The sequence below is a fragment of the Nocardioides palaemonis genome (assembly GCF_018275325.1).
In the GTDB taxonomy this organism is placed as follows: Bacteria; Actinomycetota; Actinomycetes; order Propionibacteriales; family Nocardioidaceae; genus Nocardioides; species Nocardioides palaemonis.
Genome location: NZ_JAGVQR010000004.1, coordinates 745,572 through 772,202, shown reverse-complemented (window position 1 = coordinate 772,202; position 26,631 = coordinate 745,572). Strand labels below are relative to the sequence as shown.

General features: G+C 73.8%; 25 protein-coding genes. 14 read left to right on the top strand and 11 right to left on the bottom strand.

The window, feature by feature from the left end; genetic code table 11:
* Positions 1-669: a 3-oxoacid CoA-transferase subunit B gene (locus KDN32_RS19420; protein WP_211733964.1), complete on the top strand. Its 669-nt coding sequence runs from the start codon at positions 1-3 to the stop codon at positions 667-669.
* On the opposite strand, the gene KDN32_RS19415 is transcribed toward KDN32_RS19420, so the two are convergent.
* Together KDN32_RS19415 and KDN32_RS19410 are read right to left on the bottom strand one after the other, a co-directional pair.
* On the bottom strand, positions 623-1,531 hold the full coding sequence (locus KDN32_RS19415; RefSeq protein WP_211733962.1) for a DNA-binding protein: 909 nt from the start codon (positions 1,529-1,531) through the stop codon (positions 623-625). The genes KDN32_RS19420 and KDN32_RS19415 overlap by 47 nt on opposite strands.
* A 109-nt stretch (positions 1,532-1,640) precedes the next feature.
* Positions 1,641-2,432, bottom strand: a complete 792-nt coding sequence (locus KDN32_RS19410) for a MerR family transcriptional regulator (RefSeq protein WP_211733960.1) — start codon at positions 2,430-2,432, stop codon at positions 1,641-1,643.
* Positions 2,433-2,510: 78 nt separating this feature from the next.
* Here KDN32_RS19410 and KDN32_RS19405 point away from each other — a divergent pair, with 78 nt between their 5' ends.
* Positions 2,511-2,888 (top strand): nuclear transport factor 2 family protein, encoded by a 378-nt coding sequence (locus KDN32_RS19405; protein ID WP_211733958.1) that lies wholly within the window; start codon positions 2,511-2,513, stop codon positions 2,886-2,888.
* Positions 2,889-2,918: 30 nt separating this feature from the next.
* Positions 2,919-3,704 carry an SDR family oxidoreductase gene (locus tag KDN32_RS19400; protein WP_211733956.1) on the top strand — a complete coding sequence of 262 codons (786 nt, stop codon included), beginning with the start codon at positions 2,919-2,921 and terminating at the stop codon, positions 3,702-3,704.
* Positions 3,705-3,717: 13 nt separating this feature from the next.
* Here the strand turns inward: KDN32_RS19400 and KDN32_RS19395 are convergent, their stop codons facing one another.
* Positions 3,718-5,175, bottom strand: a complete 1,458-nt coding sequence (locus KDN32_RS19395) for a DUF222 domain-containing protein (protein WP_211733954.1) — start codon at positions 5,173-5,175, stop codon at positions 3,718-3,720.
* Positions 5,176-5,302: 127 nt separating this feature from the next.
* Here KDN32_RS19395 and KDN32_RS19390 point away from each other — a divergent pair, with 127 nt between their 5' ends.
* On the top strand, positions 5,303-5,542 hold the full coding sequence (locus KDN32_RS19390; RefSeq protein ID WP_211733952.1) for a hypothetical protein: 240 nt from the start codon (positions 5,303-5,305) through the stop codon (positions 5,540-5,542).
* Between the two features lie 5 nt (positions 5,543-5,547).
* Here KDN32_RS19390 and KDN32_RS19385 read toward each other — a convergent pair whose 3' ends face one another.
* Both KDN32_RS19385 and KDN32_RS19380 read right to left on the bottom strand, forming a co-directional pair.
* On the bottom strand, positions 5,548-7,056 hold the full coding sequence (locus KDN32_RS19385; protein ID WP_211733951.1) for an ATP-binding cassette domain-containing protein: 1,509 nt from the start codon (positions 7,054-7,056) through the stop codon (positions 5,548-5,550).
* A gap of 162 nt (positions 7,057-7,218) precedes the next feature.
* Positions 7,219-7,845 (bottom strand): hypothetical protein, encoded by a 627-nt coding sequence (locus KDN32_RS19380; protein WP_211733948.1) that lies wholly within the window; start codon positions 7,843-7,845, stop codon positions 7,219-7,221.
* Positions 7,846-7,986: 141 nt separating this feature from the next.
* Between KDN32_RS19380 and KDN32_RS19375 the strand changes: the two genes are divergently transcribed.
* The 8 genes from KDN32_RS19375 to KDN32_RS19340 all read left to right on the top strand — a co-directional run bounded on the left by KDN32_RS19375 (position 7,987) and on the right by KDN32_RS19340 (position 16,710).
* A complete protein-coding gene (locus tag KDN32_RS19375; protein WP_211733946.1) occupies positions 7,987-9,048 on the top strand; it encodes an LLM class flavin-dependent oxidoreductase in 1,062 nt (353 codons plus the stop codon).
* Positions 9,049-9,153: 105 nt separating this feature from the next.
* Positions 9,154-10,248, top strand: a complete 1,095-nt coding sequence (locus tag KDN32_RS19370) for an ABC transporter substrate-binding protein (RefSeq protein WP_211733945.1) — start codon at positions 9,154-9,156, stop codon at positions 10,246-10,248.
* Positions 10,245-11,078 (top strand): ABC transporter permease, encoded by an 834-nt coding sequence (locus tag KDN32_RS19365; RefSeq protein WP_211733943.1) that lies wholly within the window; start codon positions 10,245-10,247, stop codon positions 11,076-11,078. Before KDN32_RS19370 ends, KDN32_RS19365 begins: the two co-directional genes overlap by 4 nt.
* Positions 11,054-11,824 carry an ABC transporter ATP-binding protein gene (locus KDN32_RS19360; protein ID WP_211733941.1) on the top strand — a complete coding sequence of 257 codons (771 nt, stop codon included), beginning with the start codon at positions 11,054-11,056 and terminating at the stop codon, positions 11,822-11,824. The genes KDN32_RS19365 and KDN32_RS19360 overlap by 25 nt, the downstream gene beginning before the upstream one ends.
* Positions 11,821-13,164: an LLM class flavin-dependent oxidoreductase gene (locus KDN32_RS19355; protein ID WP_211733939.1), complete on the top strand. Its 1,344-nt coding sequence runs from the start codon at positions 11,821-11,823 to the stop codon at positions 13,162-13,164. Before KDN32_RS19360 ends, KDN32_RS19355 begins: the two co-directional genes overlap by 4 nt.
* A complete protein-coding gene (locus tag KDN32_RS19350; protein ID WP_211733937.1) occupies positions 13,161-14,207 on the top strand; it encodes an aldo/keto reductase in 1,047 nt (348 codons plus the stop codon). Before KDN32_RS19355 ends, KDN32_RS19350 begins: the two co-directional genes overlap by 4 nt.
* A gap of 137 nt (positions 14,208-14,344) precedes the next feature.
* Positions 14,345-15,433, top strand: a complete 1,089-nt coding sequence (locus KDN32_RS19345) for an alkene reductase (RefSeq protein WP_211733934.1) — start codon at positions 14,345-14,347, stop codon at positions 15,431-15,433.
* Between the two features lie 107 nt (positions 15,434-15,540).
* Positions 15,541-16,710 carry a DUF418 domain-containing protein gene (locus tag KDN32_RS19340; RefSeq protein WP_211733932.1) on the top strand — a complete coding sequence of 390 codons (1,170 nt, stop codon included), beginning with the start codon at positions 15,541-15,543 and terminating at the stop codon, positions 16,708-16,710.
* Here KDN32_RS19340 and KDN32_RS19335 read toward each other — a convergent pair.
* A complete protein-coding gene (locus tag KDN32_RS19335) occupies positions 16,688-18,076 on the bottom strand; it encodes an MFS transporter (RefSeq protein WP_211733930.1) in 1,389 nt (462 codons plus the stop codon). The two genes, KDN32_RS19340 and KDN32_RS19335, sit on opposite strands and share 23 nt — an antisense overlap.
* Before the next feature lie 85 nt (positions 18,077-18,161).
* Here KDN32_RS19335 and KDN32_RS19330 point away from each other — a divergent pair, with 85 nt between their 5' ends.
* Positions 18,162-19,220, top strand: a complete 1,059-nt coding sequence (locus KDN32_RS19330) for an LLM class flavin-dependent oxidoreductase (RefSeq protein WP_211733928.1) — start codon at positions 18,162-18,164, stop codon at positions 19,218-19,220.
* A gap of 1 nt (position 19,221) precedes the next feature.
* Here KDN32_RS19330 and KDN32_RS19325 read toward each other — a convergent pair whose 3' ends face one another.
* Genes KDN32_RS19325 through KDN32_RS23430 form a run of 3 tightly spaced genes read right to left on the bottom strand, consistent with a single transcriptional unit; the run spans position 19,222 to position 22,313 of the window.
* On the bottom strand, positions 19,222-19,617 hold the full coding sequence (locus KDN32_RS19325; RefSeq protein ID WP_211733925.1) for a low affinity iron permease family protein: 396 nt from the start codon (positions 19,615-19,617) through the stop codon (positions 19,222-19,224).
* 9 nt (positions 19,618-19,626) lie between these two features.
* The gene (locus KDN32_RS19320; RefSeq protein ID WP_211733924.1) at positions 19,627-20,271 is read right to left on the bottom strand and encodes a response regulator; all 645 of its coding nucleotides are present in this window, start codon (positions 20,269-20,271) and stop codon (positions 19,627-19,629) included.
* Positions 20,268-22,313, bottom strand: a complete 2,046-nt coding sequence (locus tag KDN32_RS23430) for a sensor histidine kinase (protein WP_211733922.1) — start codon at positions 22,311-22,313, stop codon at positions 20,268-20,270. The genes KDN32_RS19320 and KDN32_RS23430 overlap by 4 nt, the downstream gene beginning before the upstream one ends.
* Positions 22,314-22,493: 180 nt before the next feature.
* On the opposite strand from KDN32_RS23430, the gene KDN32_RS19310 reads away from it, so the two are divergent.
* Positions 22,494-23,114 (top strand): hypothetical protein, encoded by a 621-nt coding sequence (locus KDN32_RS19310; protein ID WP_211733919.1) that lies wholly within the window; start codon positions 22,494-22,496, stop codon positions 23,112-23,114.
* Positions 23,115-23,173: 59 nt separating this feature from the next.
* On the opposite strand, the gene KDN32_RS19305 is transcribed toward KDN32_RS19310, so the two are convergent.
* Complete coding sequence (locus KDN32_RS19305; protein ID WP_211733917.1) at positions 23,174-25,588, bottom strand: FtsX-like permease family protein; 2,415 nt, start codon at positions 25,586-25,588, stop codon at positions 23,174-23,176.
* A complete protein-coding gene (locus KDN32_RS19300) occupies positions 25,588-26,355 on the bottom strand; it encodes an ABC transporter ATP-binding protein (protein ID WP_372446599.1) in 768 nt (255 codons plus the stop codon). Before KDN32_RS19300 ends, KDN32_RS19305 begins: the two co-directional genes overlap by 1 nt.
* Positions 26,356-26,631 lie beyond the last annotated feature (276 nt).

The window sequence follows — 26,631 nt, the reverse complement described above, 5'->3', positions numbered from 1 at the left end:
ATGGCGTGGACGCGTGAGGAGATGGCCGCGCGCGCGGCCTCGGAGCTCAAGGACGGGTCGTACGTCAACCTCGGCATCGGGCTCCCGACGCTGGTGCCCAACTACGTCGCCGACGACGTCGAGCTGGTGCTGCAGAGCGAGAACGGCATCCTCGGCGTGGGGGCCTACCCCTTCGAGGGCGAGGAGGACCCCGACCTGATCAACGCGGGCAAGGAGACGGTAACGCTGCGCAAGGGTGCGTCGTTCTTCGACTCCGCGCAGTCGTTCGGGATGATCCGCGGCGGTAAGATCGACGCCGCGATCCTCGGCGCGATGCAGGTCTCGGTCAACGGCGACATCGCCAACTGGATGATCCCCGGCAAGATGGTCAAGGGCATGGGCGGCGCGATGGACCTGGTCCACGGCGCGAAGCGCGTGATCGTGCTGATGGAGCACACCGCCAAGGACGGCTCGCTGAAGATCCTCGACGAGTGCGACCTGCCCTACACCGGCAAGCGCGTGGTGCAGCGGATCATCACCGACCTCGCGGTCATCGACGTGATCGACCCCGCCACCGGCGAGGTCGCGCCCTCGGGCACCCTCGGCGACCGGGTGCTCAAGCTGGTCGAGCTCGCCCCGGGCGTCACCGAGGACGAGGTGCGGGAGAAGACGGGTCCCGAGCTGCACTGAAGTGCTCCTCGAGCCGGCGGTACGACTCGTCGTCGAGGGTGCCGCGCGGGTCGTCGAGGATCGCGTCCTGGACGTGGATCCGGGCGTGGTCGTAGAGCGGTGCGCCGAGGGCGTACGGCAGGTGGCGCGCGTACCACTTCGGGAAGGTGCGCGCGCCCAGGTGCTGCAGGAGGCGGGCGACGATGCCCGGTCGGCCGCGGCGCACCCAGAAGCCGACGACCCGGCCGAGCACGACGGAGACCGCGAGCGCCAGCGCCATCACCGTCAGGGTGGAGGCGATCTCGTCCGACGCGAAGTTGTCGGTGAGCGTGAAGAAGTTGCCGTAGTAGACCGGGATCAGGACGTCGACCTGCTGCTTGAACGGCTCGACCTGGTCGGCGACCTCGGCGAGCCGGCGGATCGAGTCGAGGTCGGGGCGGGCGCTGTAGGCGCTGCCGATGTGGCCGATCGCCTCGCGCACGTTGTCGAACGTGCCCTGGATCCCGTCGAGCTGCAGCGCGTCGCGCGCCCGGCCGACCTCGTCGTACGTCGTCTCGATCGAGCCGAGCGTCTGCAGGCTCTGGTCGGCCTGCCGCTGGAGCTCGGCCTCGGGGAGCGTGTGCTCGTTGAGGTAAGTGACCGCGGCCTGGATCTCCTCGCGGTGGTCGAGGACGTAGCGGCCCTGGTGGTACTTGTCGGCGAGGTTGGGCACGGCCCGGATCGCGTCGCCGGCCTTGCCGCTCGTGGTCTCGGAGTCGCTGAGCGCGACGCTCAGCGCGGCACCCGCGCCGTAGGCCTTGATGAGCCACTCCAGGACCGACCCGAGGAGGAGGCGGCCGAGCTCCAGGCGCTTGCGGAGGACCGAGAGCTCGGGCGGGGGCACGGGGGAATCGTGCCTCGGTGTGCTCGTCTGGACCTGGTGCTCGCTGGTGGGCGTGGGGTGTGTCGGCCGAAGTTCACCCCGAGGGGTGGCGGGGAGACGGCCCGCGCGGTCAGGACATCCTGAAGATGGGCCATCCGATCTCGGTGCGCCACGCGGACGGGTCGGGGTCGTCGGCAGGCGTGACGAGATAGGTCTCCCGGACGGGACCAGCCACCGCGAGGGCGTTGGCGACGACCCACGACCCGAGCTGGCCGTAGGTGACGTCGGCGTGGTCGTGCGCGCCGACGTGGGTCGCGACCGCCAGCTCGACCGCCGGCAGGGTCACCGGGCGTACCCGGCCACGATGCGGCGGTTCCGCCGTCGGCACGTGCAGCAGGACGTGGCCGCGGCCCTCCTCGAAGAGGGCGTTGTCGTAGACCCCTCCCGCGGGCCCGGTCTGGACGTCGACCGCGGCCCCGAGCTCGGCGAGCGCGCCCGCGTACCACGCGGCCATCTCGTCGCTCTCGACGTCGGCCTCGATGGCAGCGACCGTCACCTCGGGCACCGCCAGCAGCTCGACGTGCAGGGGCACCGGTTCGGGATCGAGGAGCCGACGCAGCGACACGACCGCGGCCCGGGTCCGGTCCAGCTCGGCCTCCAGCCGCGCGAGGTGGTCGGACACGAGAGCGGCCCGGCTGTCGGGGTCGGTCGACTCGATGATGCGTCGGACGTCGACCAGGGGGACGTCGAGCTCACGCAGGCGGTGGATCACCTGTGCGGTCGGGATCTGGCCCCCGTCGTAGGAGCGGTAGCCCGTCGACTGGTCCACCGCAGCGGGGACGAGCAGCCCCGCCTCGTGGTAGCGACGCAGGGTCTTGATGCTCAGGTGCGTCAGACGCGAGAACTCACCGATGGCCAGCATGGCGGCAGTCTGCACCCTCCCCCCGGGGGAGAGTCCCGTCCTTGACCCTGCCGCGTCGAGACGCTGCACCGTGGCCGCATGACCACACACGCCAGCACAGACCACGACTCCTCCGACACCTTCGCCTGGGACGAGCTCCCCGAGGTCGTGGCGCGCTACCTCCGCGCCCACGTCACCCAGGACTACGCCACCGCCGTGAACCACCTGGCCGAGGACGTCACCGTCCTCGACGACGGCCACGTGCTGCACGGTCGCGAGGCGACGCTCGAGGTCTTCGGGAAGTCGGCGAACGACTACGACGTCGAGACCACGCTGCGCTCCATCTCCCGGCCAGCCGACGACGTGTGGGAGGTGGGCACGCACCTCTCGGGCACCTTCCCCGGCGGCGAGGTCGACCTCCGCATGCTCTTCACCCTCGTCGACGGCGCGATCCGCCGGCTCGAGATCACCGTCTGACGTCCCCCACCGACCGACCAGGAGAACAGCATGTCCCAGCAGGATCGCGACCGACTCGACGGCCGGCGCGCACTCGTCACCGGCGGGTCGAAGGGCGCAGGAGCGGCGGTGGTGGACAGGTTGCGCGAGATGGGCGCGGACGTGTGGACCACCGCACGGACGATGACGGCCGACCACCCGCTGCCCCACCGCTTCATCGAGGCCGACACCTCCACCCTCGACGGCGTCGAGGCCGTCGCAGCCCGGATCGCCGAGGAAGGCCCGCTCGACATCCTGGTCCACGTCGTCGGCGGCTCCTCGACCCCGCCCGGCGGGTTCGCCGCTGCGAGCGAAGAACACTGGACGGCCGAGCTCAACCTCAACCTGCTGGGAGCAGTCCGGCTCGATCGAGCCATGCTTCCGGCCATGGTCGAGGCCGGGTCCGGGGTCGTCGTCCACGTCACCTCGATCCAGCGCCAGCTGCCGCTGCACGACGCGACGCTTCCCTACGCGTCAGCCAAGGGCGCGCTTCGCACGTACAGCAAGGGCCTCGCCAACGAGCTCGCGCCCCGCGGTGTCCGCGTCAACGCCGTCAGCCCCGGCGGGATCCAGACCGAGGGCTACGAGGACTTCCTCGACCGCATCGCCGAGGGCAACGACCTCACGCGCGAGGAGGCGAAGCAGACCATCTTCGACTCCCTCGGGGGAGTGCCGCTCGGGAGGTTCGCCACGACCGAGGAGATCGCTGACCTCGTCGGTTTCCTGGTGTCGGACCGCGCCTCGTCGATCGTGGGCGCCGAGTACGTCATCGACGGTGGGACAGTCCCCACGACCTAGGTCCCACCGCCAGCTACGCCACGTAGATGTCGACTCCCGGCGGCGCCTCGAAGATCATCCGCGCCTCCTCCGGGTGGATCGGGTGGGTGCCGGTGTGGTCGACGAGGAAGCCCAGGCCGTTCGGGCTGAGCCAGACGTAGCGTCCCGCGCCGCACTGGCGCGATCGGAAGCCCGCGTGGGTCTTCCAGCGGTGGTGGCGGCGGCCGAGGGGGCCGGAGTTGTGGGGGCCGGTCTGGTCCGGCGGGGGATCTCGGCCCTCGTCGCCGTGGTCGTAGGGCGTGGGGTGGTCCAGGTCGACCCGGCGGCTGGTCGAGGTGGCGTAGGGCCAGTAGTCGCCGACGTTGACGAGGTGGACCTGGTCTCTGAGTGACTCGGGGTGCTCGTAGGCCGTGTAGCGGACGCGACCGGAGAGGTCCTTCACCGGCTGCACCTTCACGTCGTAGTGGCGCAGCAGCTCGGCGAGCCTGCCCAGGGTGACCGGGCCCAGGCCCTCGACCCGCACCACGCCGTCGCCGGCGTGGAGCGCGGCCTCGTGGAGGTGGACGTGGAGCACGGCCTTCGGGCGGAGCGGACGGAGGTCGAGGGAGCGCAGCGCGTTGAGGAGGTCGGCGGGGAAGGCGAGGGCGCGGGCAAGCGCCTCGCGGCGCTCGGCCGACTCCTCGTCAGCGGGCGCAGACTCGGCCTCCGACTCGCCCTCGGGCTCCGCGTGCTCCAGCAGCAGAGCGAAGAGCTCCGCGGGCCTCGCCAGCCAGCCGAAGGCGATGGCGCGCATCTCGTCGGGGTGCGCCTCGGGGTGGCGCGGCGCGATGATCTCGGCGACGCGGTGGACCACGGCGTCGACGGCCGCGGCGTCACCGGCCTCGAGGCGGGCGATCAGGGTGCGCAGACCGTGTTCATCCGTGCGTCCGAGGCCGACGTAGCGCCGGCGACGCTCCTCCTCGCGGCGCTCCTCATGGAGCTCGGTGTCGGCCTCGATCACCTTCGCCTCGGCGACCGCCAGCACGCGCCCGGCTCCCTCGCTCGCGATCATTCGCGAGATCGCGCGGTCGACCAGGCCGACCCGGTCGCGGGAGAGCTGGCGCGACATCCGCGCGACCTTCCGGGCCACCCACACCTCGCACTCGCCGCGCCGGCACACCGCCCACGTCAGCGGCAGCCGGTGCTCGAGGTCGAGCACGTCGGCCAGCGCGTTCTGCGTCGACGTCGCGCTCGCCCCGCGCGCCCACGCGATCTCGCCGAGGCAGAAGTCCTGCACGCCGGGCGTGCCGTCGCCGCCGACCTGGCGCAGCACGTTGCCCGTGCGGCGCGCGACCTGTCCGTCCGGGCCCTCGGTCGGGTCGCTGGAGTGGATCGCCGCCCAAGCCGACAGCACCTCCAGCTGGCGCACGTCCGCCAGCCGGCTCTCCCGCTGCGCCTCGGACGCCGCGGCCAGCAGGCCCGGGGCGTCGAGGTCGGTGAGAGCGGTGGTCATGCAGCAATTCTAGAGAACCCCACCGACACCCTGACCTGCGCAAACGACATCTGTGGATATCTGATTCGAACAGGTGAACCTAGGCCGATCGAGGCTCCCCTCGACGCGGATCGGCGATACTCCCACCGTGCGTCATCTGTGGTGGGTCCTGGGAGCGGTCCTCGTGTGCATCGGCCTCGCGGTCGCGGTGTCCTCCGCACCGAGCCAGCCCGACTTCGGGTGGTTCGCCTACACGCCGTCGGGCGACATCCCGGGCAGGTCGGTGTGGATGGTCTCGCGCACCCAGGCGGCCGGCCTCGCGGTCGCCGTCCTCGGGCTGGTGACGGTGGCAACGGGAGTCGGCTTCCGCCTCGGCCGCCGTCGCTGAGCGCGTCACGCTGCACCACCGATCTCGAGCCGCGGCCAGTCCGCGAGGTCGGCGAGCAGCTGCCGGTCGTGGGTCGCGACGACCACCGCGGCCGGCGTACGCCGCAGCGCCGCGGTGAGCTCGTCGACCAGGCCCGCCGAGAGGTGGTTGGTCGGCTCGTCGAGCAGCAGCACGTCCGGGCGGCGGTGGAGCAGGGTGGCGAGCACCCGGCGGCGCAGCTGACCCGGCGAGCCGTGCAGCCCCTCGCCGACGTCCTCCTGGCCGAGCAGGCCGACAGCAGCGCCCGAGAGGTGGCGTACCCGACCGACCCCGGGCTCGAGCACCCGAGCGAGCACCGAGAGCAGCGTGCTCTTCCCTGCGCCGTTCGGCCCCGTGACCACGATCCGGTCACCCCCGCACAGACCCAGGGAGACCGGCTCGTCCAGCCGCCCCGGGACTCGTACGCCGTCTGCGCGCAGCAGCGGCTGGCCGGACCGGGTGCCGGGCTCGGGCCAGTGCCAGGTCGGCGGCGGCGGCGGGGTGTCGACGCGGTGCTCGGCGAGGCGGTCCTCCTGGCGGCGGACCGCCTGCACCACCCCGGCCGCGCGCGACTGGCGCTGGTGCTTGCCGGTGCCCTTGTCGGGCCGCCAGCCCGTGGAGAGGCGGGATCGGGCGTCGTCGGCGGCGCGCTCGAGGCGGTCGCGCTCGGCGACCTGCTCGGCGTGGAGCTGGCGCCAGCGCTCGAGCTCGCGGCGCCGCGCCTCCTGCCACGCGTCGTAGCCGCCGCCGTGCAGCCGCGGCCGCCCGTCAGGGGTCGGGTCGAGGTCGAGGAAGTCGCTGGCGACCGCCCGCAGCAGCGCCCGGTCGTGCGACACCACCAGATACCCGCCGGCACGCTGCACGAGCGCCGAGGCGAGGAAGCCCAGCCCGGCTGCGTCGAGGTGGTTGGTCGGCTCGTCGAGCAGGAGCAGGTCGTCGCCGCCGCCGAGCACGGTCGCGAGCCGCACCCGGTAGCGCTGGCCGACCGAGAGCGTGGCCAGCGGCCGGTCGCGGTCGGTGCAGGCGTCGAGCCCGGCGAGGGCCACGTCGACGCGCCGCTCGGCGTCCCACGCGTCGAGCCGGGTCGCGATCTCGAGCGCGTCGGCGTAGGCCTGCTCCGCGCCCGGCTCGCCCCGGGTCAGCGCTGCTGTCGCGGCGTCGAAGGCCGCCAGCGCGTGACGGGCGTACGTCGTCGCGTCCGCGACCAGCGACCCGACGGTCGCTCCGGGGCCGGCGTCCATCGACTGGTGGGCGACGCCCACGGTGCCGGCGCGCTCGACGCGGCCCTCGTCGGGCTCGAGGTCGCCGGCGAGGACGCGCAACAGGGTGGTCTTGCCGCGCCCGTTGTCGCCGACGACGGCGAGCCGGGTCTGCGGCGAGACGGTCAGGTCGACGCCGGTCAGGACGCGGCGGCCGCCGCGGGTCGCGCCGACGCCGATGGCTCGCAGGTGGGCGGACGGGGTGGACGAGGGGAAGGAAGAAGGAGAGGTGTGCACGCATGGCTCCGCAGGTCGCTGTCGTCAGGGCAGGCGAGGGCGACGGGCCGGGCGCGCGGACGGATGATCCGGCGCGCGGCTCGTCAGCGGGTGCGGAGCTTCAGCGTCGCGGTGGGCACGGCACGACGGTAGGCGACGACGGCGTCGCGGCTCGACCGGTTTTCAGGCCTCGCCCGGCGGCAGTGGCCCCACGAGGTACGCGTCGAGCTCGACGCCGAGCCCCCACATCGACCCGCCGCCCAGGGTGAAGCGAGCCGACGGCCAGCCCAGGCGGGCGATCTCCGCGTCCCAGACCTTGCGTGCCCGCGCCGCCACGGCCTCGCCGGAGCCCTCGCGGTCGAGGGCGGCCGTGATGCCGGGGGCGTGCTTGACGACGTGCTCGCGCAGGTGGTCCGGGACGGTGCCGTCCACGTGGGTGACCAGTGCGAGGAGGCAGGCCGAGGCCTCGGGCGCGAGCGCCGACATCTTGAGCCCGTTGGCCACGAGCTCGGCCAGGTGCCCGGTCCGCGCGGTGGGGGACAGCAGGTCGCCCGCGTGCACCGCCCGCGCCTCGACCTGCAGCACCGGCGTCTCCCCGGCCACGACCGCGATGTCGGCCCGCCGCCACCCGCGCGCGACGACGTACGCGCCACCGAGCTCCTGCTGGAGCCGCCACGCGAGCCGATCGCGCACGGGGTGGCCGGCTGCACCGGTGAGCGCGAGGTAGGCCAGCTCGTCCGCGTCGAAGTCCGCGGAGAGGGAGGCGAGCGTCGTGGCCAGGGCGCCGACGACCGAGGGGCTGGCTGCCATGAGGTCATCGAACACCGCCGCGCGGTGCGGCGGGAAGCCCTGATCGGCACGCGACGCCCCGTGGACGGGTGGTCGGAATGTCCAGACCAGTGTGTTATCTGTAGTAACCCACTACAGATAAGCCGGAAAGGCCCGCGTCGCATGGAATTCCTCTGGTACATCCCCAACCAGGTCGCCCCCGGCCACCGGTCGGACACGACGACCGAAGGGCACAACAGCCTCGAACGGCTGACCGGCCTCGCCCGGCTCGTCGAGGACCACGGGTGGGGCGGCGCCCTGATCGGCACCGGCTGGAGGCGGCCGGACACCTTCACGGTCGCGACCGCGCTCACCGCGGCGACGACGACCTTCAACCCGCTCATCGCGATCCGTCCGGGCTACTGGACGCCGGCCCACTTCGCCTCCTCCGCGGCGACGCTCGACCAGCTCAGCGGCGGGCGGGTCAAGGTCAACGTGGTGAGCGGCCCCGACCACCAGCCGCAGTACGGCGACGACGAGGGCGACCAGGCGCAGCGCTACGCCCGCACCCGCGAGTTCATGCGGCTGGTCCGCCGCTACTGGACCCAGGACGACGTCACCTTCGAGGGCGAGCACTACCACGCGGACGGGGCGACGCTGGAGCACAAGCCGGTCGCCCGGGAGGGCCGGCCGCACCCGTTGCTCTACTTCGGTGGCGCGTCGGAGGCCGCGCAGCGCACGTCCGCCGCCGAGGCCGACGTCCAGCTCTTCTGGGGCGAGCCGCTCGACGGCGTCGCCGCCCGCATCGACCACCTGCGCTCGCTGAGCGAGGAGATCGGCCGCGACCTCCCGCCGCTCGAGTTCGGTCTCCGGATCACCACCCTGGTCCGCGACACGACCGAGGAGGCGTGGGCCGACGCCGAGGCGAAGGTCGCCGCGATGGCTGCGGGCAGGGACGAGTGGTTCGTCGATCCCGACCGACGCGTCGCCGTCGGCCAGCAGCGGCTGCTCGACCTCGCCGGGCAGGGCGACGTCCTCGACGACTGCCTCTACACCGCCCCCGGCCGCGTCGGTGGCGGTGGCGCCGGCACGACCTGGCTGGTCGGCTCGCCCGACGACGTCGCCAAGGCGCTGCGCCGCTACGCCGACCTCGGCGTCACCCACTTCGTGCTGAGCGACACGCCGTACGAGCGGGAGATCGTCCGCGTCGGCGACTCGCTCCTGCCCCTGCTCCGCTCCGCCTGAGGGGTGGCAGGTCCGGGTGGCAGGAAGTCCCTGCCGTCCAAAAGGCGAGTAAGTCAACTAACTCAGTTTAGTTTGGGTGTTCCACCCCACGAAGGAGCTTCCCTGATGTCACGACGAGGGCCCCGCCGCCTGGCGTTCCGCAGCCCCCTGATCCGCACGCCCCTGGTCCGCACCGTAGCCCTGGCGGCCGTCGGCCTGTCCGCCCTGACCGCCTGCGGCGGCCAGGACGCCGGACCGCGCCTCGAGCTCACCGCCGCGCTGCCCGACGCCCCCGCCGACGGCACCGTCCTCCGGGTCGGCGACCCGGCCACGCAGGTCGCCCTCGAGACCTCCGGCCTGATCGACGACCTCGACGTCGACGTCGAGTGGGCCAACATCACCGGCGGCCCCAAGACGCTCGAGGCGTTCCGCGCCGACGCGATCGACATCGGCTCGGTCGCCGACATCCCGCCGCTCTTCGCGCACTGGACCGGCACCGACGTCCGCATCGTCGCCGCCCGCGAGACCGTCGACCCGATGGAGCACCCGACCTACGAGCTCGGGGTCGCGCCCGGCGTCGACGTGAAGACGATCGAGGACCTCGAGGGCAAGAAGATCGCCTACAGCCCCGGCCAGGCCCAGGGTGCCCTCGTGCTCAACGTGCTGCGCGAGGCCGGCCTCACCCAGGACGACGTCGAGCTCGTGGAGATGCAGAGCGTCGACGACGCCTTCTCCGTGGCGCTCGCCGGCAAGCAGGTCGACGTCGCGCCGCTCGGCCAGTCGCTGGTCAAGACCTACCTCGCGAAGTACGAGCGCGACGGCGCCACCACGATCGCCCCGGGCGTCCGCGACGACGCGTGGACGCTCTACGCGCCGACCACCGTGATCGAGGACGCAGACAAGGCCGCCGCGATCAAGGACTACGTCGCGGTCTGGGCCGAGGCCCAGGACTGGATCTCCAGCCACCCCGACGAGTTCGCCCAGGCCTACTACGTCGACCACGAGGGCCTCTCCGAGGAGGACGCGCAGTACGTCGTCGAGGCGCTCGGCGAGTTCACCGTGCCGACCGACTGGGACGACTTCATCGCCCGCCACCAGCAGACCGCCGACACCCTCGCGAAGGAGCAGGGCCACGACCCGGTCGACGTCGAGACGCTCTACGACCGGCGCTTCGAGAAGGCGATCGCGGCAGCGGTCGGCGGCGGGGGGACGACGTCATGAGCGCAGTCACCGCCTCCCGGCCGATCGTCGCCGCCGAGGACGTACGCCCGGTCCGGCGCCGGCTCGGCCCCGGCGCCCCGATCCGCCTCAGCGGCCTGATCGGCATCGCTGTCCTGCTCGCCGCGTGGGTCGTCGGGTCGGCCACCGGGCTGCTCGACGAGCGCAACCTCAGCGCGCCGTGGACCGTCGTCACGACGGCCGAGACGCTGATCGAGAACGGCCGCCTCCAGGAGAGCCTGGTGACCTCCGGGGTCCGCGCCGCGCTGGGCCTCGGCCTCGGCGTGGCGATCGGCACCGTCCTGGCGCTGATCTCGGGCCTCTCGCGGATCGGCGAGTCGCTCATCGACGGCCCGATCCAGGTCAAGCGCTCGATCCCCACCCTGGCGCTGATCCCGCTGCTGATCCTGTGGCTCGGCATCGGTGAGCCGATGAAGGTCATCACCATCGCGCTGGCCGTCTTCGTGCCGATCTACATCCACACCCACAACGGCCTGCGCACCATCGAGGGGCGCTACGCCGAGCTGGCCGAGACCCTCGACGTCAGCCGCGCCGAGTTCATCCGCCACGTGGTGCTCCCCGGCGCGATGCCCGGCTTCCTGCTCGGCCTGCGCTTCGCGGTGACCTCGTCGCTGCTCGCGCTGGTCGTCGTGGAGGTCATCAACGCGACGAGCGGGATCGGCCACATGATCACGCTCGCGTCCAACTACGGGCAGACCGACATCATCGTCGTCGGCCTGGTCGTCTACGCACTGCTCGGCGTCACCGCCGACGCGGTCGTCCGACTCATCGAGAGGAAGGCACTGTCATGGCGTCGCACACTGGCGAGCTGACCACCCAGGCCGGCCCGGCCGTACGGGTCGAGGGCCTGCACCGCAGCTTCAACGAGGCGGGCGGCGTGCTCAACGGCCTCGACCTCGACATCGCGCCCGGCGAGTTCGTCGCGCTCCTCGGGCGCAGCGGCTCCGGCAAGTCCACGCTGCTGCGCGCCCTCGCCGGCCTCGACCGCGGAGTCGCCGGCCACGGCCGGGTCCTCGTGCCCGAGAAGGTGTCGGTCGTCTTCCAGGACTCCCGGCTGCTGCCGTGGAAGCGGGTCCTCGACAACGTCATCCTCGGCCTGCGCTCGTCCGACGCCGCGGAGCGCGGCTCGCAGGCGCTGGCCGAGGTGGGCCTGGCCGGACGGGAGAAGGCCTGGCCGCACGAGCTCTCGGGCGGTGAGCAGCAGCGCGCGTCACTGGCGCGGTCGCTGGTCCGCGACCCGGAGCTGCTGCTCGCCGACGAGCCGTTCGGCGCGCTCGACGCGCTCACCCGGATCCGGATGCACACGCTGCTGCGCAACCTCTGCGAGGTCCACCAGCCGGCCGTGCTGCTGGTCACCCACGACGTCGACGAGGCGATCGTGCTGGCCGACCGGGTGATCGTGCTCGACGGAGGCGTCGTCCGCCACGACGCGCGGATCGACCTCGGCGCCCGTCGCTCGCAGGCCGACGCCGCGTTCGCCCGGCTGCGCGCCCGGCTGCTGTCCGAGCTCGGCGTCGAGGACGACCACGTGCACCTCGACGAGAGGGCGGCCTCGTGACCCGGCAGATCCACCTCAACCTCTTCATCTACCCCGACGGCCACCACGAGGCCGCGTGGCGGCGACCGGAGTCGCAGCCCGAGCGGATCACCGACATCACCTACTACCAGGAGCTCGCGCAGCGCGCGGAGGACGCGAAGTTCGACGCGGTCTTCTTCGCCGACGGCCCCGCCCTGGCGGAGAACATCAGGTACGCCGCGCGCGGCGGGCTCGAGCCGATCACCAAGATGACCGCGATCGCCGCGGCCACCGAGCGGATCGGCGTCATCGGCACCTCGTCGACGACCTACAACGAGCCCTACAACCTGGCCCGGCAGTTCGCGTCGCTCGACCACCTCAGCAACGGCCGGGTCGGCTGGAACATCGTCACCACCTCGTCGGCCGGGGCCGCGCACAACTTCGGCCTCGACGCCCACCCGGCCCACGCCCAGCGCTACGAGCGCGCCGAGGAGTTCCTCGACGTCGTCACCAAGCTCTGGGACAGCTGGGAGGACGACGCCGTGCTCGCGGACCGCGCGAGCGGGATCTACGCCGACACCGACAAGATCCACCGCATCGACCACGAGGGCGAGCACTTCTCGGTGGCCGGCCCGCTCAACGCGCCGCGCTCGCCGCAGGGCCGCCCGGTCTACGTGCAGGCCGGCTCCTCGCCGGACGGTCGAGCCTTCGCGGCCCGCTGGGCGGAGGCGATCTTCACCGCCCACCAGACGCTGGAGAACGCGCAGGAGTTCTACGCCGACATCAAGGCGCAGGCCCGCGCGCAGGGGCGCAACCCCGACCAGCTCAAGGTGCTGCCCGGCATCAGCCCGTTCATCGGCTCGACCGCCGCGGAGGCCCGCGACCTCGAGCAGGCGTTCAACGACCTCACCCAGCCGGCGTACTCGCTGCGCCAGCTGAGCAACCTCGTCGGCGTCGACCTCTCGTCCTACGACATCGACGGGCCGTTCCCGACCGAGGTCGTGGCCCCCGTCGGCGACCGCGCGTTCCACAGCCGCTCCCAGCTCGTGCTCGACATCGTCGCGCGCGAGAACCCCACGATCCGCCAGCTCTGCCACAGGCTCGCCGGCGCACGCGGCCACCGCGTGGTCGCCGGCACGCCGGTCGACATCGCGGACACGATCCAGGAGTGGGCCGAGCACGGCGCCGCCGACGGCTTCAACGTGATGCCGCCGTGGCTGCCGGGTGGCATCGACGTCTTCATCGACGAGGTCGTGCCGATCCTGCGCCGGCGCGGGTTGTTCCGCGAGGAGTACACAGGAAGCACGCTGCGCGACCACCTCGGCCTCGACCGGCCCGCCAGCCAGTACGCCCCGATCCCGTTCCAGGAGAAGACCGCATGAGCTTCGAGCACTACCGCCCGCTCGGCCGCACCGGCGTCCAGGTCAGCCCGCTGACCCTCGGCGCGATGATGTTCGGTGCGTGGGGCAACCCCGACCACGACGCGTCGATCGCGATCATCCACCGCGCGCTCGACGCCGGGATCAACGTCATCGACACCGCCGACGTCTACGCCCGCGGCGAGTCGGAGGAGATCGTCGGCAAGGCGCTGAAGGCGCGCGCGGGCAGCCGCGAGGACGTGTTCCTCGCCACCAAGTTCCACGGCAACATGCACGACGACGACCCCAACCAGGCCGGCAACTCGCGGCGCTGGATCATCCGCGAGGTTGAGGCCTCGCTGCGCCGGCTCCAGGTCGACCACATCGACCTCTACCAGGTCCACCGGCCGCGCCCGGAGGTCGACGTCGACGAGACCCTCGGCGCGCTGACCGACCTCGTGCGCCAGGGCAAGGTCCGCTACATCGGCACCTCGACCTTCCTGCCCTCGCAGGTCGTCGAGGCGCAGTGGGTGGCCGAGAAGCGCCAGCGCGAGCGGCCGGTCACCGAGCAGCCGCCCTACTCCATCCTCGCCCGCGAGGTGGAGCGCGACATCCTGCCGACGGCGCAGAAGTACGGCCTCGGCGTGCTGCCGTGGAGCCCGCTCGCCGGCGGCTGGCTGTCGGGTCGCTACCGCCGCGGCGAGGAGCCGCAGGTGACGTCGAGCCGGCTGCAGCGCCAGCCCGCGCGCCACGACCCGGACGCCCCGGAGAACAAGGCCAAGCTCGAGGCGGTCCACCAGCTGCAGGACCTCGCCGACGAGGCCGGCCTGTCGCTCATCCACCTCGCGCTCGGCTTCGTGCTGGCCCACCCGGCCGTGTCCTCGGCGATCATCGGCCCGCGCACGCTGGAGCAGCTCGAGTCGCAGCTCGGCGTGGAGAAGGTCGTCCTGCCGGCCGACGTGCTCGACCGGATCGACGAGATCGTGCCGCCCGGCACGACCATCAACGAGGCGGACAAGGGCTACGCCCCGCCTGCCCTCGTCGACGCCTCGCTGCGACGTCGCTGACGCATGCAGGCCGTCGCGGCGGCGCCCACCCGCCCGGGTGGGCGCCGCTGTGACGTGGCTCTCGATGGGGAACATCGACGACTCCCGGGTGGCTGAACCGGTCGTACAGTCCTCAACCACCTGGAGGCAGCCTTCTCATGTCCCGTGCATTCGAGCCCCTCGCCGTCGGCCCCTGGAAGCTCCCGCAGCGCTTCGTCATGGCGCCGCTCACCCGCAACCGGGCCGGTGCGGGCAACGCCCCGACCGGCCTCAACGCCGAGTACTACGCCCAGCGCGCCGGAGCCGGCCTGATCATCACCGAGGGCATCGCCCCCAGCCACGTCGGCCAGGGCTACCTGAACGTCCCGGGGCTCTACACCGACGAGCAGGTCGCCGGCTGGCGCACCGTCGCCGAGGCGGTCCACGCCCGCGGCGGCGTCATCGTCGCCCAGCTGATGCACGCCGGCCGGATCGCCCACGCCGACAACAAGGGCGGCGCCGAGACTGTCGCCCCGAGCGCCGTGCAGGCGCCCGGCGAGATGGTCACCGCCGACGGCGGCAAGCCCCACGACGTGCCCCGTGCCGTCACGACCGACGAGGTCGCCGGCCTGGTCGCCGACTACGTCACCGCCGCCCGCAACGCGATCGCCGCCGGGCTCGACGGTGTCGAGGTGCACGCCGCCAACGGCTACCTCGGCCACCAGTTCCTCGACCCCACGGTCAACCAGCGCGACGACGTCTACGGCGGCTCGCCGGAGAACCGCGCGCGCTTCGTCATCGAGGTCGTCACCGCGGTCGCCGAGGCGATCGGCGCCGAGCGGGTGGGCCTGCGGCTCAGCCCCGCCCACCAGTTCAACGGCATCGGCGAGGAGATCAACGCCGACCTCGCGGAGACCTACCGCGCGGTCGTCGACGCCGTGTCCCCGCTCGGCCTGGCCTACCTCAGCCTGCTCGCCAGCCCGCTGGAGCCGCTCGAGTCGCTGGTCCGCGACCTGCGCGAGCGCTTCGACGGCGTGGTGCTGCTCAACGACGGCTTCGGCGACGTCACCACCCTCGAGTCGGTCGAGAAGCTGCTCGGCACCGGCCTCGCCGACGCGGTGGTCGTGGGGCGCCCGTTCCTCGCCAACCCCGACCTCGCCGAGCGCTGGCGCGAGGGGGCGGAGCTCAACGAGCCCAACCCCGACACGTTCTACGGCGGTGGCGCCGAGGGCTACACCGACTACCCGACGCTCGACCAGGCCTCCTGACCGCTCGACGGTCGACAGCCACGGAAGCCCCCGGACCTCCGGGGGCTTCCGTGCGTCCGGTGGCGGGCCCTGGGCAAATAATGGAGTGCTCGCTCTAGTATTGCCGGATGAGCAGCCCGTCGTCCGTGCGCGTCGGACCCACGGCACCCGCCGCCCGGGCGCTCGGTCCCGACCTTGCCCGCGGCGTGATGCTGCTGGCCATCGCGCTGGCCAACTCGCACTACTTCCTCGAGGGCTCGTCCTACCTCGGCGGCTACCCGCTCGACGGGGGGGCGCTCGACCGCGCCGTCGCCTGGGCGACCACCACCTTCGTCGATGGCCGCGCGTTCCCGATGTTCGGCCTGCTCTTCGGCTACGGCGTCGCCCAGATCGTGCGCCGGCAGGGCGACGCCCCGCCGCGCGCCGTACGCCGGCTGCTGTGGCGCCGGGCGATGGTGCTGGTCGCCGTCGGCTTCGTCCACGCGGTCCTGCTGTTCGTGGGCGACATCCTCGCCGCCTACGGCGTGCTGCTCCTGCTCGGCGCGTGGGCGGTGCGGTGGCGTGACGGCTGGCTGCTCGCCGTGGCCGCGGTCTTCTGGGTGATCAGCGGGATGCCGGACGACGGCGCGCTCAGCGACGTCACCGGCGGGCCGGACGCGACCACGATGCTTCCCACCGACCTCGCGACGGCACTGGTCGACCGGGCCTTCGCGTCCGCCTTCATCGCCTCGCTCGGCCCGATCGGCTTCGCCTGCCCGTTCCTGGTCGGCCTCTGGATCGGGCGGCGCCGGCTGCTCGAGCGGCCCGCAGACGGTGCGACCGACCGGCGCGCACGCGGGCTCGTGCTCGTCGGACTGGCCGGTGTGGCGATCGCCGTGGCCGGCGCGCAGCCGCTGGCCCTCCTGCACCTCGGCGGCCCGCTGCCCGGTGACGCCGCGCTGCGGGACCTGGCGGCGCTGCACGACGCGTCGGGGGTGTTCGGTGGCTTCGGCTACGCCGCCCTCCTCGCCGCGCTCGCCCTCCGCCTCGAGTGCACCGGCCGCGCCGAGGGCCGCGTCGTGCTCGCCCTGCAGGCAGTCGGCCAGCGGTCGATGACCTGCTACCTCGCCCAGTCGGTGGTCTGGACGCTCGCCTTCACGCCCGTGCTGCTCGGCCTGTCCGACGACGTGGGCGTCGCGGCCAACGCGTTGCTCGCGGTCGTCACGTGGGGCCTCACGGTCGTCCTCGCGGACTGGATGCGCCGCACCGGGCGGCGGGGACCGTTCGAGGTGCTGGTCAGGAGGGTGACGTACGGCTGACGGCTCGGGTCCGAGCCGCCGCGAGCACCCCGAGCACCCCGACCGAGGCGGCGGCGGTGAAGACCGCGAGGAACGGGTCGAGCCCGGCCCGGTCGGAGGCGGCGAACAGCGCGCCGGCCGCGGACAGCGCGAGCGCCGCGCCGAGCGAGTCCGCGACCGACAGCGCGGAGGAGTTGAAGCCGCGGTCCCGGTCGGTCGAGGCCTCCAGCATCGCCACGCCGGTCCGCGGGTAGGCGAAGCCCATCCCCGCGCCGGCGAGGACGTACGCCGCGGCCGGCAGCACCGCCGACGGCCGGGAGCCGGCGTCGAGCGACGCGACGGTCAGCGCCAGCACGCCGGTGCCGAGCAGCACGACGGACGTGCCGACGACCATCGCGCGGGTGTGCGAGACCCGCTCGCCGAGGCGGGACTGGAGCTGGCTCGCGGCCGCCCAGACCACGCCGACGCAGGTCAGCGCGATGCCGGCGCGACCGGCGGTGAGGTCCCAGTGGTCCTGGAGCACGTAGACGATGTAGGCCTCGGCGCAGAAGAACACGCCGCTGAGCAGGCCGCGGGTGGCGATCACCGCGGGCAGCCCGCGCCCCAGCCGCCGGCTGCCGGCGGGGAGCAGCCGACCGAGCGCGGTCCAGACGAGCGCGAGGGCGACGAAGGCGCCGAGCGCGGTCAGCCCGCTGGCCGAGCCGAGCAGCTCGAGCACCAGCACGGCCGTGGCGCCCACCACGGCCCACCACAGGCGGATGCGCGGGGTCCGCTCGCCCTCCTCCGGCGGCTCGAGGCCGCGCAGCGCGGGAGCGAGCAGGGCGAGCGCGACGACCACCAGCGCCACCGCGCCGAGGAAGACCCACCGCCAGCTCCACGTGCTCGCGACGAACGCGGCCAGGCCCGGCCCGAAGAGCGCCGGCAGCACCCACGCGGCGGCGAACGAGGCGAACACGGCGGGCCGCAGCGCGGGCGGGTAGACCAGCCCGACGACGACGTAGAGCCCCACCGTCAGCGCGCCCCCGCCGAGCCCCTGGAGCACCCGCCCGACGAGGAGGACGTCCATCGTCGGCGCGAGGCCGCAGACCAGCAGGCCGGTGCTGAAGAGCGCGAGCGAGGCGAGCAGCGGGACCACGGGCCCGCTGCGGTCGCTCCACGCGCCGGCGGCGACCATCCCGACGACCCCGCTGGCCAGCGGTGCGGCGAACGCGAGCGCGTAGAGCCCGAGGCCGTCGAGGTCGCGCGCGACCGTGGGCATCACCGTCGCGACCGCCATCGCCTCGAACGCGACGAACGCGATCAGGCCGAACATCGCCACGGTCGTCGCGGCGTAGGTGGGGGAGAGGATCCGCTCGCGTGGCGCGGTCGTCGGCGTGCTGGTGGTCACTGGCACGACGGTAGGACCTCACGTGCACCTGAGGGCAACTGACGACCACTGGAATATCCGACGCCGGGTCGACGCTGTGCAGACAGTGACTTCCGCTGCATCGTCCTCCCCGCTCGCCCTCTCCGTGCTCGACCTCGTGCCGGTCCGCAGCGACCAGGCCACCGGCGACGCCATCGCCGCCTCGCGGCGACTCGCGCAGGTCGCCGACGAGCTCGGCTACCGGCGCTACTGGGTGGCCGAGCACCACAACATGCCGGCCGTCGCCGCGACCAACCCGCCGGTCCTGATCGCGATGCTCGCCTCCGCCACCGAGCGGATCCGCGTCGGCTCGGGAGGCGTGATGCTGCCCAACCACGCTCCGCTCGTCGTGGCCGAGCAGTTCGCGCTCCTCGAGGCAGCGTTCCCGGGCAGGATCGACCTGGGCATCGGCCGTGCGCCGGGCACCGACCCGCTGACCCGCTACGTCCTGCGCGGCGGCAGCGCCGAGTCGGCGGACGACGCGGTGACCCGCTTCCCGGAGTACGTCGACGACATCCGCACGCTGATGTCGCCCGAGGGCGTCGAGGTGCAGATCGGCCCGCGCCGCCAGCCGCTGCACGCGACGCCGAGCGCCCGGAGCCTGGCCACCGTGTGGCTGCTCGGCTCGTCGGACTACTCCGCGCGGCTCGCCGCCGAGAAGGGCCTGCCCTACGTCTTCGCGCACCACTTCGCCGGGCAGGGCACGGCCGAGGCGATCGAGCTCTACCGCTCGACCTACCGGCCCTCGCCGGAGCACCCCGAGCCGCGGACCTTCCTCACCGCCAACGCGGTGGTCGCCGGGACCGACGAGGAGGCGCAGCGCCTCGCGCTGCCCAACGTGCAGCAGATGCTCGCGCTCCGCACCGGCGGTCCGCTGCGGCCGCAGCGCCTCGTGGAGGAGGCCGAGGCGGTCGAGATGACGCCCGACCAGGTGTCGTTCGGCCGCGCGATGAGCGAGCGGTGGGTCGTCGGCTCGCCGACGACCGCACGCGCCCGGCTCACCGAGCTCGCCGCGACCTACGGCGTCGACGAGGTGATGGTCCACCCGGTCGCCGGCGCCTGGACCGGCACCGACGCCACCGCCGCGCCGACCCGCGAGGAGACGCTGCGGCTGCTGGCCGCGTGAGTCAGTGACGCTCCTCGAGCCCCACGGCCTCGCGCAGGTTGTCGGCGGCCTCCCGCAGGTCGGGGTCGTCGGCGGCGCGTGAGTCCATCAGTGCGGCGAGTGCCTCGGCGATCACGTTGAGCTTCTCCTGCTGCGCCTCGCTGTTGCGGCGGCCGGCGTTCTCCAGCAGCACCAGCAGCAGCAGCGACAGCACGCCTCCGAAGGTGTGGATCGCCAGCTCCCACTTGGTGGTGCTCTTCCACAGCGGGAAGCTCGCCGCCCAGATCACCACGACCGCCACCACGACCGCGAAGAACGGCGCCCGGCTGATCGCCTTCGTCGACACCTCGACGAACCGCTCGAACGGGTCGAGCCCGTCCTTCTTCTCCCGGCTGTCCGCCGCCTCGCTGCGCTCCATGACGGGAGGCTAGCGGCCCATCCCCGCGTCCCGCGCGCGGATGATCACGTCGGCCCGGTCGGTGGCGCGCAGCTTGGCGAGGATGCTGGTGATGTTGTTGCGGATGGTCTTGGGCGAGAGGAACAGCTGCTGGGCGATCTGGCCGTTGGAGCGCCCGGCCGCGATCAGGTCGAGGACCTCGGTCTCGCGCTCGGTCAGCTCCGGGAAGGGACGCTCCGGTCGGGCGGCCGGAGCCAGCACCTCGGCGATCCGGCCGGCCAGCGACGCGCCGAACACGACACCGCCGGCGTGGACGGTGGTGACCGCCCGGACGATCTCGTCCTGCTCGGCGCCCTTGCGGAGGTAGCCCCGGGCGCCGGCACGCAGCGCTGCCAGGACGGTGCCGTCGTCCTCGCCCATGGTGAGCACCAGGACGCCGGTCGACGGGTGGGCGGCGACCACGGCGCGCGTGGCGTCGATGCCGTTCATCACCGGCATCTGGACGTCCATGATCACCACGTCGGGGGAGTGCTCGGCCGCGAGCGACACCGCCTCCGCACCGTCAGCGGCGCGGGCCACCACCGTGATCCCCGGCAGGGGGTCGAGCAGCGAGGCGAGCCCGTCGCGGAAGACCGGGTGGTCGTCGGCGACCAGCAGCCGGATCGGATCGGTCATCGTGGCTCCCCCTCGCGTCCAGTGTCGCCGACCCCGCCGCCGTAGGGCAGCACCGCGTGCACGACCGTCCCGCCCGAGTCCGGGCAGGTCACCTCGCAGCGGCCGCCGAGCTCCTCGGCACGCTCGCGCAGCGACAGCAGCCCGACGCCGGCGGACACCTCGGGCGCGATGCCGCGTCCGTCGTCGGCGACGACCACGGTCAGCGCGGTCGCTCCACCCTCGAGGCACACGTCGGCGCGGGTGGCGCGGGCGTGGCGGACCACGTTGGCGAGCGCCTCCGACACGATCCGGTAGGCCGCGACCTCGACCGCGGCGGGCAGCCCGGCGGTGCCGTCGGTGCGCACCTCGACCGCCACCTCCGCCCCGAGCCGCTCGGCCTGCTGCCGGACCGCCGCGTCCAGGCCGAGGTCGTCCAGCGCCGGCGGACGCAGGTCGTGCACGAGCCTGCGTACGTCGTCGAGCGCGTCGCGCACCTCGGCCCGCGCCAGCTCCACCAGCTCGCGGGCGCGGTCCGGGTCGTCGCCGATCGCGTTGCCGGCCGCCTGCAGGCGCAGCGCCACCCCGCCCAGCGCGGGTCCGAGCCCGTCGTGCAGGTCGCGGCGGATCCGTCGCCGGTCCTCCTCGCGCCCCAGCACCAGCCGCTCGCGGCTGTCCTGGAGCTCCTCGGCCAGCAGGCCGGCCCGGATCGCGATCGCCGCCTGCCGCACCAGGTCGACGAGCAGGCCCCGGTCGCGGTGCGACAGCATCGAGCGGAATCCGTCGACCGGCAGCACCAGCCGGCCGACCGGCTCGCCCTGGTAGGCGATGTCGACCTGCTGGACCTCCGCGGGCGGGGTGCCGTGCGCCGCCGACAGGAGTCCGCCGTCGGGGGCGAGCACCTCGACCCGTACGTGCTGCACCTTGAAGGTCTCGGCGACCGCGGCGGCCAGCGCGGGCAGCAGCTCGTCGACGCCGTGCGTGGTCTCCAGCCGCGCCGCCAGCCCGGACACCGCGCCGTAGCGGTCGCCGCGTCCGCCCAGCAGCACGCGGCGGACCAGGCCGCCCAGCCAGGTGCGCAGGGGTCCGTAGACCACGACGGCGAGCAGCAGCACCACGACGGTGACCTCGCGCTCGTCGAGCCGGTCGCCGAGCAGGGACGTGCCGGCGGCGAGCACCGCCAGGTCGACCGCGACCACGACGACCGCGACGGCGGCGGTGGTCAGCGTCCAGGCGACCAACGCGTCGACGTCGCCCCAGCCCGGCCGGACCAGGCCGACCGTGACGGACACCGCGAGCGCGGCCACCGCGAGGTCGAGCAGCACGGTGGTCACCGTGCCGCCGACCGACAGCGTCGCGCTGGCCAGCACCATGAGCACGCACATGACCCCGGCCCACAGCAGCCAGCGCAGCTGGGTGCGCTCGTACGCGTCGGCGCTGCGGTGGCGCACCCACAGCAGGCCGACGGCGGCGACGACCGACCCGAACGTCAGGACCTGGGCCAGGTGCAGCAGCACCTCGGCGGTCGGGTCCGTGACGGGCAGCGACACCAGCTCGGTCGACCCGACCGGTTCGCCCGACGTGAACAGCACGGCGTCGGGCGCGAGCAGGAGCATCACGGGCAGGGCGGCCGAGGCGACGAGCGCGCCGACGGCGACGCGCCGCCACGGGCCTGCGACCAGGTGTCCGGTGGGGTAGAGGAGCAGCAGGGCGACCAGCCCGCTCAGCAGGAAGGCGCCGAAGCGCGCGACGAACCAGTAGGCGAGGTCGGCGCCGGGCAGCCCGTGCGCCGGGGCGTACGCCGCCCATCCGTAGAGCGCGCCGTCGACGGTCCACACCACCGCGACGACGCCCAGCACCCGCCCGACCCGGTCGCGGGGGCGGGCGAGCAGCACGGCGGTCGCGGCCGCGGCGAGCAGCAGGCCGGGCAGCGCGGTCGCGGTGGCGGGCTCGGTGCGGGCGGCTGCCCGCTCGGCGCCGGAGGTGGCGAGGTCGAGCCAGACCGACGCGACGACCGCGGCCAGCGCCACGGACGCCAGGGCGAGGGGCTCGACGCGCCGGGTCACGCGAGCAGTATCACCGCGCAGGTGTCCCGTCGTCGCGGGACCGCGGTCCCCTTCCCGCGGGACCTGGACGCGGGACGCGGGTCGGGACGCCGCTCCCTGCCGGGCGGGGCGGCGGGACGAGGAGTGTCCTCGGTGTGCCGCAGGACGCGGCGACAACCCTCTTCGACAGGAGTCACGACCGTGACGCTCTCGCACTCACCCGCTCCCGCCCGCTCCGACGTCGCCACCGCGGCTCCGACCGGCTCGAGCCCCCGCCACCCGTACGCCGTCCACGGCCGGGTCCTCACGATCGGCGCCCTCGCCTGGGCGGCGGCCATCGCCGGCCTCGGGCTCGACCCGCGCGACAGCGTGGGGGTCGCCGTCTACGGCCTCGGCTCCGGCCTGTTCCAGGTCGGCCTGCTCGTCCTGCTGCGCACCCTGTGGCGCACCCGCGCCCTCGGCGAGGGACGGGTCGCCCGAGGCGTGCTGCGCCTCGAGACGGTGCTCGTCTCGCTGGCGATCACCTCGACCCTGGTCGACGCGATCCAGCTCTCCGACCTGAGCCAGCCCGGCTGGGCGCTGCTCGACGCCTTCTGGCCGCTGTCGATGCTCGGGATGTTCCTCATCGGCATCCGCATCGCGATCGCCGGCCGCTGGACCGGCCTCTCGCGGCTCTGGCCGGTGGTCGCCGAGAGCTGGGCCGTCGTGACGATCCCCGCACTCGGGATCTTCGGGCCCGGCGTCGGGCAGGTCGTCGCCTGCGTCCACCTCGTCGTCGGCTACGCCGTGCTCGGCCTGCTGGTCAGCCGCAAGACCGACTGACCGCGCACCGACGCCCCGGACCTCCCCCCGTGGAGGCCCGGGGCGTCGGCGTGCGCGGCTCAGTCCAGCGCCAGCCCCGCCGCCGGCGTGACCCGAGCCGCCTTCCGTGCCGGGAGCACGCACGCGCCCAGCCCGGCGAGCGCGGCGACCACGGCGACGCCGCCGACCTGCAGCACCGGAACCGTCAGCGAGGCACCGTCGACCACGCCCGCGATCAGCACCTGCACCCCGACCCAGGCGAAGGCCAGCCCGAGCGCCACCCCCATCGCCGTGGCGACGGCCGACAGCAGCAGTCCCTCGGCCGCCATCGCCCGCCGCAGCTGGCGGCGGGTCAGGCCCATCGCCCGCAGCAGCGCGTTCTCCCGGCTGCGCTCGAGCACCGAGAGGCCGAGGGTGTTGGCGATGCCGACCAGCGCGATGACGATCGCGATCGCCAGCAGCCCGACCACCGCACCGGTGAGGATGTCGACCTGCAGGTCGACCCACGCCCGCTGGGAGTATCCGCCGTCGAGGCCCGCCCCCGACGCACCGGCCAGCGCGGCCAGGTCGCCGCGGAGGTCCTCGGCGTCGGCGCCGTCCTCGGCGCGCACCCACAGCGCGGTGGGTCGCGGGTCCGCGTCGAGCGCGGCGAGGGTGGTCGTCGAGACGATGCCGGCCCGGCCCCAGCCGGACGCGGGCTCCACGTCGAGGGTGCGCTCGCGCCCGGCGACCGTCACCACGACCTCGTGCTCGTCCCACACCCGGTCGCCGAGCCGCTTCGGGAGCTCGTCGATCACGTCGTAGGGGAGCAGCAGCACGCCGTCGCGCGGGCTCAGGTCGTCGGGCCCGCGGACCGACGCCACCCGGCCGGCCGTGCCGACCAGCGGCACCTCGACGCCCCCGATGGTCGCGGTCGTGCCGTCGAGGACGTCCACCGACGCCACGTCGGGCAGTGCCGCGGCGCGGTCCGCGAGGTCGGCGCCGAGCGGCTGGTCGACGGCGGTCACCGTGGCGTCGAGCGGGTACTCGGCGTCCATCTCCTCGTCCAGCCCGGCCCGCGAGGAGGCGAGGCCGGTCAGCACGGCGGTCGTGAGGGTGACCCCGACGAGCAGCGACGCGGCAGTGGTCGCCGTACGCCGCGGGTTGCGCACCGCGTTGCCGGTCGCCAGGCGACGCACCGGGCCGTCGCCGGTGAGTCGACCGGCGACGCGGATCAGCCGCGGCACGAGCACCGGACCGAGCAGCAGCACGCCGAGGAACGTCACCGTCCCGCCGGCGAGCATCACGGGCAGGGTGCGCGTCGCGACCGCGACGGACAGCAGGCCCGTGCCGCCGAGGAGGAACAGCGTCGCGAGCGCCAGCCGGACGCGCCCCGCAGCCGAGCGGACGTCGACGCCGGTGTCGGGGCGCAGCGCCGCCAGCGGGGCGACGCGGGTGGCGGCACGCGTCGGGAGCCACGCGGCGAGCAGCGTCACCACGACACCGACGGCAAAGCCACCGCCGGTCCACAGCGGGTCGAGCGCGGCCGGGCCCATGTCGGCGAACCAGTGCCGGACGAGGACCACCAGCCCGGCGCCCAGCGCCGCACCGGCCAGCACGCCTACGGCCGACGCCACCAGGCCGAGGACGAGCGCCTCGAGCCGCACCGCCCGCCGCAGCTGGCGCCGCGTCACGCCGACGCAGCGCAGGAGCGCGAAGTCGCGCTGGCGCTGGGCGAAGAGGATCGCGAAGGTGTTGGCGATGACCATCACGCCGACGAACAGCGCGATCGCCACGAACATCAGGGCCATGACCGACAGCACGTCGACCCCGCGGGTGATCTCGGCCTGACGGGCGGCCACCCAGGCGTCGGCGTCCTCGACGCTCGCGTCGGGGGCGATCGACGTGGCTTGGGCGGCGGTCCCGCCCCACGCGACGGCGTCGATCCACAGCGACCCGCGCAGCCGGCGCAGGTCCTGCCACGGGACGTAGAGCGAGGCGCCGAGCGCCGGCGGGCTGTCGACGATCCCGACGACCTCGACGTCGGTGGCCGCGGCGCCCGAGCCGACGCGCAGCACGTCGCCGACCTCGACGCCGGAGCTCTTGGCCTTGTTGACGTCGGCCAGCGCCTCGCCGGGCCCGGTTGGGAAGCGGCCGTCCTGGAGGTCCTGCCACTGCAGGCGCGGGTCGAGGGAGGCCTCGGCGACGTCGGCCGACGGGGTCAGCTGGACGCCGTCGCGGGTGACCGGCTCCATGGCGTAGCCCAGGCCGAGCGCCGGCACACCGTCCTCGGCTGCGCGGTCGAGGAGCTTCTCGGCCTGTCGCTGGTCGACGAGGGTGACCACGCGGTCGACGCCGGCGACCGGGGCGCCCACGTCGGCGGTGAGGCCGGTGCGCATGGCACCGGTGAGCATCCCGGTCACGACGACGAAGGCGACGCCGATCACGACGGCGAGGGAGGCGGCGACGTAGCGCCGCGTGTGGTGTCGCAGCGAGGCGACCAGCACCGCGCGCATCAGGCACCCCGCCCGCGCAGCGCGGCCACGAGCTCGTCCTGGCCGGGCTCGGTGAGGTGGGCGGTGACGGCGCCGTCGTGGATGACGACGACGTCGTCGGCGTAGGCCGCGGCGTCGAGCTCGTGGGTGACCATCACGACGGTCATGCCGAGCTCGCGCACCGAGCGACGCAGGTGGCCGAGGACCTCCGCGCTCGCCTCGCTGTCGAGGTTGCCGGTCGGCTCGTCGGCGAAGACGATGTCGGGCCGGGTGACGAGGGCGCGGGCGATCGCCACGCGCTGCTGCTGTCCGCCGGAGAGCTCGCTGGGCAGGTGGCCCAGCCGGTCGGCGATGCCGAGCACGCCGACCACCTCGTCGTAGCGCGCGCGGTCGACGTCGCGCCCGGCGAGCTCGAGGGGGAGCACGATGTTCTGGCCGGCGGTGAGCATCGGGAGCAGGTTGAAGGCCTGGAAGACGAAGCCGATGTGCTCGCGGCGGAAGAGCGTGAGCGCGGTGTCGTCGAGGCCGGACAGGTCGCGCCCGGCGACGCCCACGGTGCCCGACGTCGCGGCGTCGAGGCCGGCCAGGCAGTGCATGAGGGTGGACTTGCCGGACCCGCTCGGGCCCATGATCGCGGTGAAGCGGCCGGCCGGCAGGTCGAGGTCGATGCCGCGCAGCGCGTGGACCGCGCTGTCGCCGCTGCCGTAGGTGCGGGTGAGGCCGCGCGCGGAGGCGGCCAGGCGGGTCTGGATCTGTGTCGTCGTCATGGGGACAACGCTCGTCGCGATCAGCCCGCGGATCGTCGGCCCGCAGCACGGACCCGGCGTACGCCTCAGGGTCGACCGGGCGCTCCGGCGTACGACCGTGGGAGGACGCTGTGCCCCAGGGCGGATGCAGCCCCCTTCAGCGCATGTGCGGCGGATGTGGCCCTGCATCGGCGCACCGTCGAGGGCGAGAATCGCCGCACGTGCGGCGCGGGTGCGGCAGCGTCGTACACGTGTCCGAGATCTCGCCCTCGAACTGCTGGGCGAAGGGCGACAAGTCAGACACGTGTGCCCCGAACG

What these genes read in the sequence shown, in the direction of transcription:
- KDN32_RS19420 (WP_211733964.1), top strand. Translation starts at nt 1, where the DNA reads ATGGCGTGGACGCGTGAGGAGATGGCCGCGCGCGCGGCCTCGGAGCTC.
- KDN32_RS19410 (WP_211733960.1), bottom strand. Translation starts at nt 2,432, where the DNA reads ATGCTGGCCATCGGTGAGTTCTCGCGTCTGACGCACCTGAGCATCAAG.
- KDN32_RS19405 (WP_211733958.1), top strand. Translation starts at nt 2,511, where the DNA reads ATGACCACACACGCCAGCACAGACCACGACTCCTCCGACACCTTCGCC.
- KDN32_RS19400 (WP_211733956.1), top strand. Translation starts at nt 2,919, where the DNA reads ATGTCCCAGCAGGATCGCGACCGACTCGACGGCCGGCGCGCACTCGTC.
- KDN32_RS19395 (WP_211733954.1), bottom strand. Translation starts at nt 5,175, where the DNA reads ATGACCACCGCTCTCACCGACCTCGACGCCCCGGGCCTGCTGGCCGCG.
- KDN32_RS19380 (WP_211733948.1), bottom strand. Translation starts at nt 7,845, where the DNA reads ATGGCAGCCAGCCCCTCGGTCGTCGGCGCCCTGGCCACGACGCTCGCC.
- KDN32_RS19375 (WP_211733946.1), top strand. Translation starts at nt 7,987, where the DNA reads ATGGAATTCCTCTGGTACATCCCCAACCAGGTCGCCCCCGGCCACCGG.
- KDN32_RS19370 (WP_211733945.1), top strand. Translation starts at nt 9,154, where the DNA reads ATGTCACGACGAGGGCCCCGCCGCCTGGCGTTCCGCAGCCCCCTGATC.
- KDN32_RS19365 (WP_211733943.1), top strand. Translation starts at nt 10,245, where the DNA reads ATGAGCGCAGTCACCGCCTCCCGGCCGATCGTCGCCGCCGAGGACGTA.
- KDN32_RS19360 (WP_211733941.1), top strand. Translation starts at nt 11,054, where the DNA reads ATGGCGTCGCACACTGGCGAGCTGACCACCCAGGCCGGCCCGGCCGTA.
- KDN32_RS19350 (WP_211733937.1), top strand. Translation starts at nt 13,161, where the DNA reads ATGAGCTTCGAGCACTACCGCCCGCTCGGCCGCACCGGCGTCCAGGTC.
- KDN32_RS19345 (WP_211733934.1), top strand. Translation starts at nt 14,345, where the DNA reads ATGTCCCGTGCATTCGAGCCCCTCGCCGTCGGCCCCTGGAAGCTCCCG.
- KDN32_RS19340 (WP_211733932.1), top strand. Translation starts at nt 15,541, where the DNA reads ATGAGCAGCCCGTCGTCCGTGCGCGTCGGACCCACGGCACCCGCCGCC.
- KDN32_RS19325 (WP_211733925.1), bottom strand. Translation starts at nt 19,617, where the DNA reads ATGGAGCGCAGCGAGGCGGCGGACAGCCGGGAGAAGAAGGACGGGCTC.
- KDN32_RS19320 (WP_211733924.1), bottom strand. Translation starts at nt 20,271, where the DNA reads ATGACCGATCCGATCCGGCTGCTGGTCGCCGACGACCACCCGGTCTTC.
- KDN32_RS19305 (WP_211733917.1), bottom strand. Translation starts at nt 25,588, where the DNA reads ATGCGCGCGGTGCTGGTCGCCTCGCTGCGACACCACACGCGGCGCTAC.